The sequence below is a fragment of the Kitasatospora sp. NPDC023118 genome (assembly GCF_055560875.1).
The window spans coordinates 65,432-81,845 of sequence record NZ_JBVHHW010000015.1 but is presented as its reverse complement, the minus strand read 5'-3'; the positions used below and the strand labels follow the sequence as shown (position 1 = coordinate 81,845).

Below are 16,414 nucleotides of genomic sequence, written 5' to 3'. Positions count from 1 at the left end.
TTCCTGTATTGGTGGGCCAGAGGTGGGAAGACCTGCCTTCACACCCGGGCCGGCGGAGAATCACCCAACCGGGAAACCCTGTTCGACCACCAAGCACCCCTCTCGGTACAACAACGGCTCCTGAGCAACCCCCAGGCACGGCAAAGGCCAGTTCGCGGCAGGCCAAGCGATCCAGGCCTTGCCTGCAACGAGGCCGAGGCGCTGCCACGGCCTGTCGGCGGGCGGCCCGCGAAAAACGAGTTGTTCGCGGGCCGTGGCCTCGATCATGATCGCCTGCATGGACCTGTAACGGCTGCCACGTAGCAAAGCCAACCTGTCGCGCGGTTGACCCCGGAGCCTGACGACTCGGCCCCGAGGCGATGACTCGCGCCCTCGTGTGCATCCGTCATATCCCAGGAGCCGCAGCCTCGCCTGCGAGAGCTCCTGGTCAGTCCTGAAAGCAGCCACATCCATGAATACCGACCGCAAGGCCCTGTGGGCCGTGCGTGAGTCCGCGCTGCCCACCGTCGTACGCCCCTGCCCGGACTGCTCCGGCAGCCGGCACCGTCCCTCGGGCAAGATCCGTGTCAACGCGAGCGGCAAACTCCTCGACGTCTGGCTTCTCCTGAGCTGTGCAGGGTGCGACCGGACCTCGAAGGTGCCCGTCCACGAGCGCGTCCACGTCTCGTCACTGGAGCCCGCTCGCCTGGTGGCGTACGAGAACAATGACCCAGCCGTGGTACGGGAGCTGACGATGAGTGCGTCGCTGGCCGCGAAGAACGGATACCGCCTCGACTGGACCGGTACGTGGGAGGTGGAGACCCGCACGCCCCTCTACGCACTCGACGACCCGGCGCCACTCAAGGTCCTGGTCAGCTTCGAGCTGCCCGCGCCGGTCCGGGTCGAACGACTGCTCATGCTCGGGCTCGGTCTCAGCCGCAGTGGGGTACGACGCATGGTCGGGGACGGGCGTATCCACCTGCCGCTGGCCCTGGACGCCAAGGCGCATCGTGACTTCGAGCTCACCATCCACGATCTCGGTTCCGTCGATGCTGCGAAGCACTCGAAGCTCCTTGGCGCTCCGACCGACGTGCGCACCGACCTGAGCCGCGTCGGGTTGCACGACACGCCACAGCACGTGTCGCGATCGGCGGCGGGAGCGTAAGAGCGGGGCAGCAGGGCCTTCTGGACAGCCTGTTGGCGTAGACAACCTTCGAGCTGCCAGGAGGCCCTGCTCTGTGCGGCACCAGCCACAGTCACCCAATCGAGACTCCCGTTCGACCGACACCCCACAGGATCGGAACGGCAACAGCCGCTCAAGATTCGCTGTCGCAGGTCACCTGTGCAACTGCCACGGGGCTGATTGTGCCTCATGTGACAGAACGCCTGATTTCTCTCTGACCAGCGAGTTCAGGTTGACAACCCCAGATAACGCTGGAGCCCGTCTCGGAGGGCTTCGTCGCGGAGTGCCCTGACTTTTCCTGACAGCCGGGGCATTCTTGCCGAGCCTTGGCACTATCGACATGAACGGGGGAACGTCTCACACCCAGTACCCCAACATTGGCCACTTCACTTGAGAACCGAGAGATCTACATCTCTCGTCCGATCTGGTGAGTCACAGCTCATGGGCTCACCAGGTCGCCAGACCTACTGAGAACGGACAGCTGGAAGCGATAGACGGCGGTTGGGACCGATGGGTGGCGGTTCCGCGACCTCACCACATCGACGCAACCGTTACCTGAGTGCTCGTCTCACGCTCCGTCATCGACGGCCGCGAAGGCCGCCAGCTATCACTTCCAGAAAACGCCAACTACCTGAGCCTGGAAACGATAGGTGGAACCGGCGGGGCATGATTAGCTGGCGGTCTCTGGTCGATGGGACACGCTTGTTGGCACCAAGTGGTCACGCTTCTTGCCACCAGCCGCGAGTTGCCATCGAGGTTACCGAGGAGGGCTTCTGATGCGCAGCGTGACCTACTCGATGGGTGTCTCACTCGACGGCTACATCGTCGGGCCGGACGGCGACTTCGGCTGGGCGGCGCCGGACGAGGACGTCTTTCGCTTCTGGCTCGACGAGATCCGAGAGGTCGGCGTCCACCTGTTGGGACGACGGCTGTACGAGACGATGCTGTATTGGGAGACCGCCGATCAGGATCCATCGCTCGACGACTCAATGCTGGAGTGGGCCGCGCTCTGGAAGCCGCTCCCGAAGGTGGTGTTTTCCACCACGCTGTCGGCGGTGCAGGGCAATGCCCGCCTGGCTTCCGGCGGTCTGGCGGAGGAGATCGAGCGGTTGCGAGCCGAGCCGGGGGAGGGCGACATCGCGATCGGCGGCGCGACTCTCGCCGCCGAGGCGGCCGGATTGGGTCTGATCGACGAGTACCGGGCCATGGTCTACCCGGTGCTGGTCGGCGGTGGTATTCCGTTCTTTCCCCAGCACGAGCGCCGGGTGGATCTCGAACTCGTCGAGACCCGCACCTTCAGCTCGAGAGTCGTCTACCTCCGCTACCGCGTGGCGTGCTAGCCAGGCTCGTCGCGGAGCGACCCCGCCCATGAACGGGGTCCCGCAGAGCACAGGGCTGCCCGGATCCTGTCCGGTTCCACCTTGCGTGACCAGGTTCCAACTGACGTGTCACGGCTCACTTGAGCCGGGACACGTCAGTTGGAACCATGGGGGTGTGGTGACCGTGCGATTCGGATCCCCGGGTCACGATTGTTGGAACCAAATGGTCACGCTGCTTGCAACCTGCGGTGAATTGCCATTCATGTTGGAACCAGTAGCGGCGCGGAGCGTTGCCCCGGGCACCGGAGCGTCGGCCGGGGCGGCCGCCGCAGTCGATGAACCTGTTCGAGACGCGCGGGCGAAGTGGCCTCATCCCGGCGGGTGATGACCGCCATGCAGATCACCAGGGAACTACGCCGGCGTCGTCGAAGAACTGGCCGGTCGGGCCGTCGTCGGGCAGGGTCGCGAGTTTGATGGCGATTGCCGCGCCCTGTTCGGGGGTGCGCACGCCGCGGAAGCCGTTGAGGTCGGTCGCGACGTAGCCGGGGCAGCCGACGTTGATCAGGATGTTCGTGCCGCCAAGCTCCCGGGCGTACTGGAGGGTGACGGCGTTCAGGAACGTCTTCGACGGTGCGTACGCCACGGACACCGGACCTGTCGTCTGCTCGGCAGCGGGTCCTGACTGCCGGGTGAGGGAGCCGACGCTGCTGGACATGTTCACGATCCGTGGTGAGGCGGAGCGGCGTAGCAGCGGCAGCATCGCGTTGGTGACGCGGATGACGCCGATCACGTTGGTCTCCACGACCGTTCGGATGGTGGCGGGATCGACCCGGGTGGGCTCCTGCGGCATGCCGCCGGTGATGGCGGCGTTGTTGACGAGCACGTCGAGGCGTCCGGCCTGTTCCTCGATCAGCCGTGCGGCGGCGGTCGCGCTCGCGTCGTCGGTCACGTCCAGTGGGACGCCGAACGCGTCGACGCCGGCTGCGCGCAGTCTCTCCACCGCGGCCTTACGGCGCTCATCGTCGCGGGCGCCGACGCCGACGCTCCAGCCGAGGGCGCCCAGGCCCGCGGCGATCTCGTAGCCGATTCCCTTGTTCGCGCCGGTGACCAGCGCAATCGTTCGTTCACTCATGAGAACCATGCTGCCCTCGGACCCCGGCGGGGGTCCAAGACCGATGGAGTGGGCAACGATACCGTCCGGGTATTGATCCGGAGTACCGTGGCCGGGTGGAGACCCGGGAACTGCGCTACTTCGTTGCTGTCGCTGAAGAACTGCACTTCGGGCGCGCCGCGCAGCGCCTCGGGATCGCACAGCCGCCTCTGTCGCGGGCGATCCAGCAGCTCGAACGCCGACTCGGGGCAGCGCTGCTGGATCGGACCAGCCGCACCGTCAGGCTGACCGAGGCCGGCTCGGTGCTGCTGGTCGAGGGCCGGGCGGCCCTCGACGCGGTCGACGCCGCCGAGCGTCGGACCCGCCGCGCCGCCCTTTCCGTGACCGGCCGCCCCGGCCTGGTCCTGGTCACGAAGGCCAGCGCGTCCCGTGAACTGCTGGCGAGACTACTCGACGCGTACGCCGCCGAACCCGGCGCGGTCCCCGTCGAGGTCATCCTGTGCGGTCCTGCCGAGCAGGAACGACTTTTGCGCGAGGGCCGGGCCGACGTGGCGCTGCTGCACCGGCCGTTCGACTCGACGACCGGGTTCGACACCGAGGAGCTCAGCATGGAGGGCCAGGTGGTGGTCCTGCCAGCCGGGCATCCGCTCACCGCCCGGGCACATGTGCACATGGCCGACATCATGGAGCTGCCTGGCCTGCCGCTGCCACGCTGGCCCGATCGCGACGGCAGTTACCCGCCCGGCTCCGGCCCGCGGGTCCGCGACCACGCGCAGTTGTTGCAGCTCGTCGCGCTCGGCCGTGCTTGCGCGGTCTCACCCGAGTCGTGCCGAGCCCAACTGCACGGTGACCTCGCGGCCGTGCCCGTGCTGGACGCGCCGACAGTCACCACCGTGATCGCCTGGCCACCGCACAGCCGGTCCAGAGCCCTCGCCGACCTTGTCCGGACTGCGACACGTCTCCAGTAGTTCCAACATGCCTGGCCAGGTTCCACCTATGGTGGCCCGGCTCATCACTGCCACTGCCAACTCTCGCAACGACCTGCACGAATAGCGAACCTGCCCGCCACCTACCGCTCCGCTTCCAGTCACAGAAGGTGCGACCGGAAAGTCCCGGTTGGCGACTGGAAGCTGCAGTTGGCGGAGCCACTGGCCAGCTACGGACCGTCATCGCGTGCCGCTCTGGAAGAGCTGCTACACCGATCACGACTCGGTCGGACGGACCGATCAGGATTCGAGAAGCGCCCGGGCCGGGGGCACCCCTAGCGTTGCGGGCATGGACGACATCACCATTCACTGGACCTTCCTCCCCCACACCGACCCCGAGGCCTCGCTCGCCTTCTACCGCGACCTGCTGGGCTTCGAGGTGCGCAACGACGTCGGCGGCGGCCCGATGCGGTGGATCACCGTCGGGCCGGCCGGGCAGCCGAGCGTTTCCCTGGTGCTGGAGCCGCCGACCGCCGATCCGGGCGTCACCGAGGACGAGCGGCGTACGATCGCCGAGATGATGGCCAAGGGGACCTATGCGCGGCTGGTGCTCGCCACCGCCGACCTGGACGGGGTGTTCGACCGGCTGAAGTCCGGCGGCGCCGAACTCGTGCAGGAGCCGACCCTGCAGCCGTACGGCATCCGCGACTGCGCCTTCCGCGACCCGGCGGGCAACATGATCCGCTTCAACGAGGTGCGCTGAGCCTCCGCCCGCCCCGAGGGGTGACCCCTCGGGGCGGGCCCCGATCGACCTACACAGAACCCGCCCGACAGCCAGGGAGCGAAGACAACGATGGCCGAGCCGCACGTCGCCGACAGCCACGACCTGATCCGCGTGCACGGAGCGCGCGAGAACAACCTCAAGGACGTCAGCGTCGACATCCCCAAGCGCCGCCTGACCGTGTTCACCGGCGTCTCCGGCTCGGGCAAGAGTTCGCTGGTCTTCGACACCATCGCCGCCGAGTCCCAGCGGCTGATCAACGAGACCTACAGCGCCTTCGTCCAGGGCTTCATGCCCACCCTGGCCCGCCCCGAGGTGGACGTCCTGGAAGGGCTGACCACCGCGATCATCGTCGACCAGCAGCGGATGGGCGCCGACCCGCGCTCCACCGTCGGCACCGCGACCGACGCCAACGCGATGCTGCGCATCCTGTTCAGCCGGCTCGGCAAGCCGCACATCGGCTCCCCCAAGGCGTACTCGTTCAACGTCCCCTCGATCAGCGGCGCCGGCGCCGTCACGGTCGAGCGCGGCGGCAAGACCGTCAAGGAGCGGCGCAGCTTCAGCATCACCGGCGGCATGTGCCCGCGCTGCGAGGGCCGCGGCAGCGTCTCCGACATCGACCTCACCCAGCTCTACGACTCTTCCAAGTCGCTCGCCGAGGGCGCGATCACCATCCCCGGCTGGAAGCCGGACAGCTGGTGGACGGTCGGCGTGTACGCCAACTCGGGCTTCCTCGACCCGGACAAGCCGATCCGCGAGTACACCAAGAAGGAGCTGCAGGACTTCCTGTACCGGGAGCCCACCAAGGTCAAGATCAACGGCGTCAACCTCACCTACGAGGGCCTGATCCCCAAGCTCCAGAAGTCCATGCTGTCCAAGGACAAGGACGCCCTGCAGCCGCACATCCGGGCCTTCGTCGAGCGCGCCGTGACCTTCACCGCCTGCCCGGACTGCGAGGGCACCCGACTGAGCGCGGCCGCCCGCTCCTCCAAGATCGGGGCGGTCAGCATCGCCGACGCCTGCGCGATGCAGATCAGCGACCTCGCCGACTGGGTCCGCGCCCTGGCTGAGCCCTCGGTGGCGCCGCTGCTCACCGCGCTCCAGCAGACCCTGGACTCCTTCGTGGAGATCGGCCTCGGCTACCTCTCGCTCGACCGCCCCTCCGGCACGCTCTCCGGCGGCGAGGCACAGCGGGTCAAGATGATCCGCCACCTGGGCTCCTCGCTCACCGACACCACGTACGTCTTCGACGAGCCCACCACCGGCCTGCACCCGCACGACATCAGCCGGATGAACGGCCTGCTGCTGCGCCTGCGGGACAAGGGCAACACGGTGCTGGTGGTGGAGCACAAGCCGCAGACCATCGCGATCGCCGACCACGTGGTGGACCTCGGCCCGGGCGCCGGTGCGGCGGGCGGCGCGGTCTGCTTCGAGGGCGGCGTGGACGGACTGCGCGCCAGCGGCACCGTCACCGGCCGCCACCTGGCCGACCGAACGGCGCTGCGGCAGACCGCCCGCCAGCCCGGCGGCACGCTGGCGATCCGCGGCGCGAACACCCACAACCTGCGGGACGTGGACGTGGACATCCCGCTCGGGGTGCTGACCGTGGTCACCGGCGTCGCCGGCTCCGGCAAGAGCTCGCTGATCCACGGCTCCATCCCTTCCGACGAGGGCGTGGTGTACGTCGACCAGGGTGCGATCAAGGGCTCGCGGCGCAGCAACCCGGCGACGTACACCGGCCTGCTGGACCCGATCCGCAAGGCCTTCGCCAAGGCGAACGACGTGAAGCCGGCCCTGTTCAGCGCCAACTCGGAGGGCGCCTGCCCGACCTGCAACGGCGCGGGCGTGGTCTACACCGACCTGGCGATGATGGCCGGGGTGGCCACCACCTGCGAGGACTGCGAGGGCAGGCGCTACCAGGCCTCGGTGCTGGAGTACCGCCTCGGCGGCCGGGACATCAGCGAGGTGCTCGCGATGTCGGTGACCGAGGCGGAGGAGTTCTTCGGCGCGGGCGAGGCCAAGCTGCCGGCCGCGCACCGGATCCTGGAGCGGCTCGCCGACGTCGGCCTCGGCTACCTGAGCCTGGGCCAGCCGCTGACCACGCTGTCCGGCGGCGAGCGGCAGCGGCTGAAGCTGGCCACCCACATGGGCGACAAGGGCGGGGTCTACGTCCTGGACGAGCCGACCACGGGTCTGCACCTGGCGGACGTCGAGCAGCTGCTCGGGCTGCTGGACCGGCTGGTGGACTCCGGGAAGTCGGTGATCGTGATCGAGCACCACCTGGCGGTCATGGCCCACGCGGACTGGATCATCGACCTCGGCCCGGGCGCCGGGCACGACGGCGGCCGGGTGGTCTTCGAGGGCACCCCGGCCGAGCTGGTCGCGGCCCGCTCCACGCTGACCGGCGAGCACCTGGCGGAGTACGTGGCCGGCTGACGACGTACCGACGGCCCTCTCGCGGGCGCTCCTGCGGGCCCTCCTGCGGGCTCTCCCGCAGGCTCTCCCGCGCGGGGGATCACTCCAGCGGGAGGGCCATCTCCAGGATCCGGGCGTTCTCGTCCAGCACGTACGGCGTCTCGCCGCCGGTGTACGTGAAGCCGCGCCGTCGGTAGAAGGCGGCGGCGCGGTGGTTCTCCTCGTGCACCCCGAGCAGCATCCGCTGCGCGCCGCCGACCCTGGCCCAGTCGATGACGGCGTCCAACAGGGCGTCGGCGACGCCGAGTTCGCGGCCGCGGTGGGCCGGGTCGACCCAGACGCCGATCAGGTCGACGGCCCCGGGCTGCTCCTTGCCGGGGATCGACAGCATGGTGGCGACCCACTCGTCCGTGTCGTCCACGGCGACCAGGCCGATCTTGCCGGGCTCGTTCAGCCAGTCCGTCCGGGCCCGCCAGTTGGCCTCGCCCTGGTGCTCCGCGTACTCGTAGGGCTCGCCGAACGCCATGGGGGTGTCGAGGAGCTGGGCCAGCCGCACCTTCCGCAGCCGCTGCCAGTCGTCCCGGCCGATCCGCTCGATCCGGTACCCCATGCCGCCCCCGTTGTACGGAACATCGCCAAGCCACGATGAAACGCCTCCGCCGCCGGCGGTCACCGGCGGCGGAGGCAGGATAGCCGCAGCTCGGGTCAGGGCTTGATCCGGACCACCTGCGGGTCGTGGTCGCTGGCCTGCTGGGCGAACTCGGCGTTGATGTGCACCACGTCGTACTTGGCGTAGCCGACCTCGGGGCTGACCAGGATGTGGTCCAGCACCTGGGAGTTGCCCTGGTAGACGTAGGAGTACTGCTCGGTCTCCGGCAGCTCGTTCACCAGGTCGCGCAGCACGCCGTTCTTGGTGAGCGCGGCCAGCGCGGGCGAGAACTGGTAGTCGTTGTAGTCGCCGACCGAGACGATCCGCGCCTCCTTGTCGGCGGCCAGCAGCTTGGCGACGAAGGCCTGCTCGACGGTGGCCTGCTTGATCCGCTGCACCTCGGAGCTGCGGGTCGGGGCCTGGAAGCGGCTGTCGATGCCCTGGTCGCCGCCCTTGCTGTTGAAGTGGTTGGCGATCACGAAGACCTTCTGGCCGCGGAAGGAGAACTGCCCGACCAGGGGCTTGCGGCTGTTGGTCCACGCTTCGTCGGTGGGCTCGATCCGGCCGGGCGAGGCGGTCAGCGCGGTGGCGGCACCGGTGCCGGTCACGCCGACGGCGGTGGTGGCGTTGCCGCCGGGGATGTCGGTGAAGGAGACCCGCTGGGGGTTGAACAGGAAGACCTGGCGGATGTTGCCGCCGGGTTCGCCGCCGTCCTTGCCGTCCTGCGGGTCGACCGAGCGCCACTCGTAGGCCGGGCCGCCGGCCGCCTTGATCGCGGCGAGGAACTTGGCGACGGTCTGGCTCGCGTCCACCGTGCCGTCGTTCTTGGCGCCGTTGTCGTCCTGGATCTCCTCCAGGGCGACGATGTCGGGCGAGCGCAGGTTGGTGACGATGCCCTGGGCCAGCTCGGCGAACTTGGCGTCCGGGTTGGTGGCGGCCAGGTTCTCCACGTTGTAGGTGGCGATGGTGAGTTCACGCTCGCCGGCCTTGGCGGTCACCTCGCGCTGGAGGTGGTTGTCCTTGAGGGTGCCCATGGTGCCGGCGACGAGGGTGTAGCCGCCGAAGGAGTTGTAGTCCAGCGGGCCGGTGGTGGTGCCGGTCAGCTCGTCGCCGACGTTGGCCACCGGGAAGGGCTGCTGGGAGACCGGTGCCTGCTGCTGCACCATCAGGCGGCCGACGTTGGGCTCGCGGTAGGACTCGTACAGCACGCCGCCGCGCTTGCTGCGCTGGTCCTGCCGGTCGGCGGCGACCCACAGCTCGTTGTACTTGTCGGTGGCCTGTATCACCCGGACGTCCTTGACCTGGACGAGCATGCCCTCCAGTGACTCGTAGAAGTCCAGGGCGTACTTCTCCGGGTTGAGCGGCACCGGGTCGACGGTGCCGTCGGGGCCGGCCGGCGGGGCGTAGGTGCCGGGGATGTCGCGGGTGTCCACCACCACGGGGGCGGGCAGCGGGTTGCCGGAGGAGACGACGGTGACGGCCGGGCCGGACAGCTCGGTGACGGACTGCGAGCCGCCGGAGTAGTTCGGGTAGTACTCGGTGACCTTGCCACTCACCAGTACCGAGTCGCCGACCTTGACGGTCGGGGCGGCGCCGGTGAAGACGAAGATGCCCTCGCTGGTGGCCGGGTCGCCGTCCGGGTTCGGGTCCTGCATCCAGAAGCCCTTGGAACTGCCGTACGCACGGAGGCCGGTGACGATGCCGGGCACACCGGTGACGGGCTTGCCGGCCTGCGGGGAGATCCGGGTGGTGCCCTGGATGTCGTGGATCCGCAGCGGCCCGGCCTCGGTCGGGGCGGTCGGGGCGGGCGTCGCCGCGCCCGCCGCGTTCGCCACCGGCAGCGGGACGAGCCCCAGCGAGGCGGCCAGCGCGGCCGGGAGGATCGCGGCGCGCAGCAGGGCGGCTCTGCGGGGGCGGGGTGCGGGGGCGGTGGTCACCGGGCATGACTCCTAGCTCGTGCAGCGGGCGCTACTGGCTCGCGTAGCGGGCGCTACTCGCGTAGAGAGAGGGGGAGAGAAAGCGGGGGACGAACACCCGCCCCCCGCGACGCCCTCAAGATACGCGCGTAGAAAAAGCCCCGACAAGACCCCGTCAATGAACTGCCGGTTCCGGCCAAGTGACTTGATGACGCGTCAATTCAGCTGATTCCCAGACACCTTCCAGCTTTCACTCAGCTTGACTTGCTTTTCCTCAGCTTTGCCCGATCCGCTCCACGATCAGCTCGCACAACTCGTGGGTGCGCAGCGCGTCGTGGGCGTCGATCGTCTTCCCGGCGCGGACGGCGTCCAGGAAGCCGGTCGCGCACTGCTCGATGCCGCGCTGGCGGGCGACCGACACCCAGTCGCCGCGTCGGCGGACGGTGGGCTGGCCACGGTGGTCGATCACCTCGGCCAGGTTGCGCACCTCGCGCTTGGAGTCGCCGCCGGAGACCTCCAGCACCTCCTCGGTCGAGCCGGAGACCCGGTTCATGATGCCCAGCGCGGTAAAACCCTCGCCGGCCAGCGTGAGTACCACGTGCTCCACCAGACCGTCACGCACCCGCGAACGGACGTCGACGTGCTCGATCTCCCCCGGAGCCAGGAACCGGAGCACATCCACCACGTGAATGAAATCGTCGAAAATCATCGTCCTCGGCGCCTCAGGAAGGCCTTCGCGGTTCTTCTGCAGCACGATCAGGTCGCGCGGCCGCTCCAGCGCCTGCGCGTAGCCGGGCGCGTGGCGCCGGTTGAAGCCGACCATCAGCGAACGGCCCGTACGGTCGGCCAGATCGACCAGCTTGCGCGCGCCGTCCAGGGTGTAGTCCAGCGGCTTGTCCACGTACACATCCACGCCCGCTGTCAGCAACTGCTCCACGATCGGCACATGCTGGCTGGTCGCGGCATGAACGAACGCCGCCCGGATACCACTCCCGATCAACTCCCCGAGATCGGTGAACCGCTTCCCGGCCGCGATCCGGTACCCGTCCCCGATCCGGTGCAGCTTCGCCCCGTCCCGGGTCATCAACCGCACATCCAACCCTGGCAACCCGCCCAGAACCGGCAGATACGCCTTCTGCGCAATGTCACCAAGCCCAACAACCCCAACGGGAAGAAGGCCGCCGCCAGAGACAGGGGTCGAACTCATCAGCTTCTCCACAAGTACGTGCCGACGCCGTCGCCCCCACCCTATTCACCAGCTCCCGTACGCCACTCACCCGCCGCCGGAGCCCCCGAAACGGCCCAACAACAGAACGTCTCCCACACGACCAAACCCAGCCCCACTCACGGACGACCTGAAAGCCGAGTGAACAACCTGCAAGCCCAGCGGGCACCAGGAGGACGACTGATCCGATCCTCAGATGATCTAGGCGTATGGCGAGCAGGTGCCCCAAGCGCCCGCCGCCGCCCGGGCTCGTGCGCCGGCGTGCTCGGCGGCGGCCAGGAGTTCCGCGGCGGCCTTGGGTTCCCCGCGTTCGGCCCGCCAGTGGCCGGCGGCCCCCCACGCTTCCTCCGGCTCCATCCCCGCGATCAGGTCCAGCACCTCGGCGGCGGACAGATCGGCCGTCACCTTGCTCGGCAGCTCGGCCCGCAACTGCACGGCGGCCCAGCGGCCCAGCACGGTCAACGTGGCACTGCGGAACTCGCGGCCTCCGAACCGGTCGTCCACCGGTTCGCCCAACTCCACCGCGCCGAAGGACTCCAGGAGCAGGAACCAGGGGGCTCCATCCGACCAAGGCCGGCGCAGCAGTTCGCCGAACCGGTAGCCGGGCTCGCGCCAGCCGATCCGGTAGCGCACGTTCTTCACCTGCCACGCGCTCATCGGCTCCGGGGCCGTTCCGATGGCGTCCAGCAGCCCGACCGTGTAGCCGACCGCCTCTTGCCGCTCCGTGTCTCGGACCGCCTCCCCGAACGCGGCCACCAGCGATTCGAGCCACAGCGCCGGCCAGGCCGGGTCGGTCTCCCCCGGCAGGGAGGCCCCAGGCACCGTGCGGACGCGGTCTCCGTCCCGGCGCAGCAGCCCGAGTGCCAATGCCGCCGCCCACGGTCCCTGGACCTGCGGCAGGTCCGCCACCGACCGCACCTTGCTGGGGACGTCCACGCCCAGTACCCGCCTCGTCACCCTCCGGGTGCCGTCATGGTCGGCCGACCACCCAAAGGGTGGGCCCGGCGGCAAGGAGCCGCCGGGCCGAACGTTCGACGGACCAGGGGTCAGCTGGTCTGGATCGCGGTGTCGTCGATCACGAAGCTGGTCTGGAGGGAGGAGTCCTCCACGCCGTTGAACTTGAGGGTGACGCTCTGCCCGGCGTAGGCCGACAGGTCGATCGTCTTCTGTGCGTAGCCGGTGTTGTGGTCGAGGTTGGAGTACGTGGCCACCGTGGTGCCGTTGACGGTCACGGTGAGCTTGTCGTACTGGGCGGTGGTGGTGGTTTCGGCCGTGTCGATGTGCAGCCAGTAGCTGAGGCTGGCCTTGCAGCCCGACGGGATGGTGACGGTCTGGGACAGGCTGTCGGTGTGCGAGGTGCCGTAGCCGTCCAGCCAGGCCTTCCAGGAGCCGCTGTGGGCGGGCTCGGACGACGAGTTGTCGATGACACCGCTGGTCGCGGTCCACGGCGCGGCGGTGCCGGTCTCGAAGCCGGGGTTGCCGAGCAGCTGGGCCGGGGTGCAGGAGCCGCCGGTGCCGCTGACCGTCCAGCCGAAGCTGGTGGAGCCGGTGGCTCCGGTGGTGTCCTTGGCGGTGACGGTGACGTTGTAGCTGCCGGCGGTGGTGGCGGTGCCGGTGATCAGGCCGGTCGCGGAGTTGATGGACAGACCGGTCGGCAGGCCGGTGGCCGAGTAGGTGTAGCTCTGGCCGGAGGCCGAGTCACTGGCCTGGATCTGCAGGCTGACCGAGGCGCCCTGCGCGGTGGTCTGGTTGCCGGGGTTGGTGACCGTCACCGTGTTGCCCGTCGAGCCGCCGCCCACGATCGGGTGGGAGATCGCGCAGGAGTTGGTGTCGTTCGACCAGCTGGCCTGCTCGGCCCAGGTGCCGAAGCTGCCGAAGGTGATGTTGGCCGCGCCGCCCGTGGTGCCCGGGGACAGCCAGGCGCACTCGTCGGAGTTCTCCTGGCCGTTGAACGAGCTGCCCGACACGTGGTTGGTCCAGCCGCCGGCCGGATTCTGGTCCGACATCGTCTCGTGCCACTCGTGGCCGAGGGTCATCGTGAAACCGTCCAGCGTGCCGGGCGAGTTGACGAAGCCGACGCCGCAGCCGGAGCCCGAGTCGATGTTGTACGGCTGGTTACTGAACGCGACGTCGCCGTACGGGGAGTTCACCGCGCCGCCGGTGAGTGTGGTGTCACCGTTGTAGTCGTGCCAGGCGCAGTACTGGCCCTGGTAGTTGTCGGGGTTGGTGCCGTGCGGCGACAGGATCACGTAGTAGGCGTCGCGGTTGGCCGCCGCCGTGGTGTTGCCGAAGTGCGCCGCGGCGTTGACGGCTTCCTGGCCGAGCTGGTGCCCGGTGGCGGCGCTCGGCGACGCCGCCGCGTTGTCGTACCACACGCCGGCGAGGACGCCGCCGGCCTGGTACGGGATGAAGTTCGCGTTCGAGGGGCAACTGGTGGCGCCCACAGCGACGTTTGGCCCGTCGCACCACTGCGTCAGGTCCGCGGACCACAGCTCGTTGCCGGTGCCGATGCCCTTGAACATCTGCTGGGCGGCGCCCGCCGCACCGGCCGAGTCCCCGGAGAACTTCGCGTTCCCGTTGGCGTCCGTGCTCTGGGTCCCCCACTGGTTTCCGTAGAAGACCAGGTAGACCTTGGAGTGGCCGCTCTGGACACCGATGCCGTCGATCCCTCCGCCGTAGGAGAGGGTCTGCGGGCCGGTGGCCGCATCGGCGCTGGTCTCCTGGTGGGTGGCGGCCCACTGCTTGATCTTCTCGTTCTGCGCGATGGTGGGCACCGCGCCGTGCCGGTAGGGATGCTGGTAGGCGGGGCTGTACGGGTTGGTCACGGTGCCGCTCTGCGACGACACCGGCTGGTCCGCCGCCTGGGCGGCGCCGCCGGTTGTCAGCGCGGCGGTGACGAGGGACAGCGAGGCGACGGCGGCCAGGGCCAGCCTTCTGCTCGCGCGGCTACGGGGAACGCCCATGTGTGGGGGATCCTCTCTCCCGCCGTCTCCGGCGCCGGTCGGCCCGGATGACGGCTCGTGGCATGACGGGGTACGGCGATCACACGGGCGAGAGGCGCGTAGAATCGAGGGCGGCCCGTGCTAGCCGGTAGTGCCGTGGGGGGCTGACGCGCAATGACCGACGCCGCGTCAGCGAACTGAGCACCAAGCGATGGTGGAACAGCGGAACCAGCGCCGGCCGCCGGCCCGAGGGCTTCGGCAGAGGGCGTGAACCGAAGAAAAGCAGCGGTGACAGGCCTCAGTCAACGGATAGCGCAAAATAAGGATGTGCGCGCCGCCGAAACCATTGACAGGGGAAGAATCTAACGAGAAATCAGCAAAGAGATACTCTGATAGATCGCCAGGACCTGGTCGGCGTGCTCGGGCGTCATGGCGGTCGTGCTCACGATCGGGGCGTCGTTCATACGGCGGCCTCGACGCCGAGGTCGGCGAGCAGGCCGCGGATGCGCTGCCGATCTGGTCGCGGATCGGGCGGACGGTGTCGATGCCCTGGCCGGCCGGGTCGTCGAGCTTCCAGTCGAGGTAGCACTTGCTGGGGAAGAACGGGCAGGCGTCGCCGCGGTCCACGGTGATCACGATGTCGGAGGCCTGGACGGCTTCGGCGGTGAGGATCTTCGGAGTCTCGGCGGAGATGTCGATGCCAACCTCGGCCAGGGGCTCAAGATTGACGCCGGACCGGCCCGTCAGCCCGCCATGATCGTCACCGGGTCGAGGGAACCGGTCCTGGCCTGGTCGAGGAGGTCGCGGAACTGCTCGGTGTTCCGGTTCGCCAACAGCCCGGCCTGCGAACCGAATTGCGAAGCCGCAGGCCCTCGGCCACATTCGGCCGCTGAAACAGGTCCACTGCGGGGGACGAGTACTGCTGCTCGGCGGAGACGAGCGACACACTTCCCTCGATCGCCGGAGATCAACCCCGAAGGTTAAGTTAGGCTTACCTTGTTTTGGTGATGCCGACGCCTGAGGAATGCGCGTGACCATTGCCCCAGAGATCCCTCCTGCCTCCGCGGCCTCCGCCCCCGCCTTGCTGGCCGACGCCTACCGGCGCCTCGCCGTTCTCTGTGAGGCGCTCAACGTGCGCGTGGCCGAGGCCGGGGCGGCATCAAGTCAAGCGCCGGGACCGTCCGGCTCCTGGGTCGACGCAGCCGAACTGACACGGAACCCTGAGGCGCTCGACGCCCTCATCGATGCCGCGGACGCCCGTCTCCGCGCGCGCCACCAACGCCCGCGCAGGGACGTCGCCGCCTCCCGGGCCCTGCACGACTACGTGTGGTCCGTCAGTCTGCTGATGAGTGGTCCCTGGTACCTGCAGCATCGCGTGCCGTGGATCCATCCAGACGGCATCAGGGTGAACCTGGCGACCGGCACGGTCGAGGTCGCTCCGGAATCCGGCCTCGCCTGCCTCCCCGGCGACCCGGCCGCTGCCCGGTGTCCCGGAGTCCAGACGCTCCCTCACGAACAGGCCTTGCGCGCCGAACTCCGCGCCGCCGTCGTCAGCCACATGCGCCCGCTCCTGGCCGCCATCGCCCCCCATGTCCGACGCGGCCCGCGTGCCCTGTGGGGCATGGTCGCGGACGACCTGATCTCCGGCATCTGGTACCTGGGCCGCGCACTCGGCCAGGGGGAGCGAGCCGCGCAGGCCGCCACCGATCTCCTGCCGCAGGCCATCGCACCCTTCCCCGGCGGGGCCGGCTTCCGGCGCCTCTCCGGCAGCGACGGCCGGTCCCACCTCACCCGGACCCGACTCGGCTGCTGCCTCTCTTACACGATCCGCCCCGAGGCGTGCCTGACCTGCCCCCGCACCTGCGACGCGGAGCGCGTCCGCCGACTGGAGTCCTGAGAGATGGCAGCCACACATGATCCGAGCACGTGGCTCGGATCAACTTGTCGAAACCGTGGCTTCCGTTCTCG

Annotated in this window: 12 protein-coding genes and 1 pseudogene; 6 read left to right on the top strand and 7 right to left on the bottom strand. The window is 69.1% G+C overall.

The annotated features are described in order from the left end of the window. Nucleotides 1-451: 451 nt before the first annotated feature. A complete protein-coding gene (locus ACZ3UD_RS20775) occupies nucleotides 452-1,144 on the top strand; it encodes a DUF1062 domain-containing protein (RefSeq protein WP_465589445.1) in 693 nt (230 codons plus the stop codon). Nucleotides 1,145-1,938: 794 nt separating this feature from the next. After that, the gene (locus tag ACZ3UD_RS20770) at nucleotides 1,939-2,502 is read left to right on the top strand and encodes a dihydrofolate reductase family protein (protein ID WP_465589442.1); all 564 of its coding nucleotides are present in this window, start codon (nucleotides 1,939-1,941) and stop codon (nucleotides 2,500-2,502) included. Between the two features lie 379 nt (nucleotides 2,503-2,881). Here the strand turns inward: ACZ3UD_RS20770 and ACZ3UD_RS20765 are convergent, their stop codons facing one another. Then, nucleotides 2,882-3,613, bottom strand: coding sequence for an SDR family NAD(P)-dependent oxidoreductase (locus tag ACZ3UD_RS20765; protein ID WP_465589439.1), 732 nt, complete (start codon nucleotides 3,611-3,613; stop codon nucleotides 2,882-2,884). 95 nt (nucleotides 3,614-3,708) lie between these two features. On the opposite strand from ACZ3UD_RS20765, the gene ACZ3UD_RS20760 reads away from it, so the two are divergent. From ACZ3UD_RS20760 to ACZ3UD_RS20750, 3 genes are all read left to right on the top strand, one after another. Then, the gene (locus tag ACZ3UD_RS20760; RefSeq protein ID WP_465589436.1) at nucleotides 3,709-4,560 is read left to right on the top strand and encodes a LysR family transcriptional regulator; all 852 of its coding nucleotides are present in this window, start codon (nucleotides 3,709-3,711) and stop codon (nucleotides 4,558-4,560) included. Nucleotides 4,561-4,867: 307 nt separating this feature from the next. Then, nucleotides 4,868-5,281, top strand: coding sequence for a VOC family protein (locus ACZ3UD_RS20755; RefSeq protein ID WP_465589433.1), 414 nt, complete (start codon nucleotides 4,868-4,870; stop codon nucleotides 5,279-5,281). A 90-nt stretch (nucleotides 5,282-5,371) separates the two neighbouring features. Continuing rightward, nucleotides 5,372-7,735 carry an ATP-binding cassette domain-containing protein gene (locus ACZ3UD_RS20750; RefSeq protein WP_465589430.1) on the top strand — a complete coding sequence of 788 codons (2,364 nt, stop codon included), beginning with the start codon at nucleotides 5,372-5,374 and terminating at the stop codon, nucleotides 7,733-7,735. Between the two features lie 79 nt (nucleotides 7,736-7,814). Here ACZ3UD_RS20750 and ACZ3UD_RS20745 read toward each other — a convergent pair whose 3' ends face one another. The 6 genes and pseudogenes from ACZ3UD_RS20745 to ACZ3UD_RS20720 all read right to left on the bottom strand — a co-directional run. Next, on the bottom strand, nucleotides 7,815-8,324 hold the full coding sequence (locus ACZ3UD_RS20745) for a GNAT family N-acetyltransferase (RefSeq protein ID WP_465589427.1): 510 nt from the start codon (nucleotides 8,322-8,324) through the stop codon (nucleotides 7,815-7,817). Between the two features lie 95 nt (nucleotides 8,325-8,419). Continuing rightward, the gene (locus ACZ3UD_RS20740; RefSeq protein ID WP_465589424.1) at nucleotides 8,420-10,300 is read right to left on the bottom strand and encodes an endonuclease/exonuclease/phosphatase family protein; all 1,881 of its coding nucleotides are present in this window, start codon (nucleotides 10,298-10,300) and stop codon (nucleotides 8,420-8,422) included. A gap of 253 nt (nucleotides 10,301-10,553) precedes the next feature. Next, entirely contained in the window at nucleotides 10,554-11,486 is a 933-nt protein-coding gene (locus ACZ3UD_RS20735; RefSeq protein WP_465589422.1) for a Gfo/Idh/MocA family protein, read from the bottom strand. A gap of 219 nt (nucleotides 11,487-11,705) precedes the next feature. Next, nucleotides 11,706-12,440, bottom strand: coding sequence for a hypothetical protein (locus tag ACZ3UD_RS20730; protein ID WP_465589419.1), 735 nt, complete (start codon nucleotides 12,438-12,440; stop codon nucleotides 11,706-11,708). 110 nt (nucleotides 12,441-12,550) lie between these two features. Then, complete coding sequence (locus ACZ3UD_RS20725) at nucleotides 12,551-14,467, bottom strand: Ig domain-containing protein (RefSeq protein ID WP_465589416.1); 1,917 nt, start codon at nucleotides 14,465-14,467, stop codon at nucleotides 12,551-12,553. 439 nt (nucleotides 14,468-14,906) lie between these two features. Then, nucleotides 14,907-15,169: pseudogene (locus ACZ3UD_RS20720) on the bottom strand (arsenate reductase/protein-tyrosine-phosphatase family protein); the annotation flags it as partial. A 307-nt stretch (nucleotides 15,170-15,476) separates the two neighbouring features. Between ACZ3UD_RS20720 and ACZ3UD_RS20715 the strand changes: the two are divergent. Then, nucleotides 15,477-16,343, top strand: a complete 867-nt coding sequence (locus ACZ3UD_RS20715; protein WP_465589413.1) for an iron-sulfur protein — start codon at nucleotides 15,477-15,479, stop codon at nucleotides 16,341-16,343. Nucleotides 16,344-16,414: the final 71 nt, after the last annotated feature.

Bases quoted from the DNA above. Each gene is read 5' to 3' on its own strand.
- ACZ3UD_RS20735 (WP_465589422.1), bottom strand. From the start codon at position 11,486: ATGAGTTCGACCCCTGTCTCTGGCGGCGGCCTTCTTCCCGTTGGGGTT.
- ACZ3UD_RS20745 (WP_465589427.1), bottom strand. From the start codon at position 8,324: ATGGGGTACCGGATCGAGCGGATCGGCCGGGACGACTGGCAGCGGCTG.
- ACZ3UD_RS20765 (WP_465589439.1), bottom strand. From the start codon at position 3,613: ATGAGTGAACGAACGATTGCGCTGGTCACCGGCGCGAACAAGGGAATC.
- ACZ3UD_RS20770 (WP_465589442.1), top strand. From the start codon at position 1,939: ATGCGCAGCGTGACCTACTCGATGGGTGTCTCACTCGACGGCTACATC.
- ACZ3UD_RS20725 (WP_465589416.1), bottom strand. From the start codon at position 14,467: ATGGGCGTTCCCCGTAGCCGCGCGAGCAGAAGGCTGGCCCTGGCCGCC.
- ACZ3UD_RS20750 (WP_465589430.1), top strand. From the start codon at position 5,372: ATGGCCGAGCCGCACGTCGCCGACAGCCACGACCTGATCCGCGTGCAC.
- ACZ3UD_RS20755 (WP_465589433.1), top strand. From the start codon at position 4,868: ATGGACGACATCACCATTCACTGGACCTTCCTCCCCCACACCGACCCC.
- ACZ3UD_RS20775 (WP_465589445.1), top strand. From the start codon at position 452: ATGAATACCGACCGCAAGGCCCTGTGGGCCGTGCGTGAGTCCGCGCTG.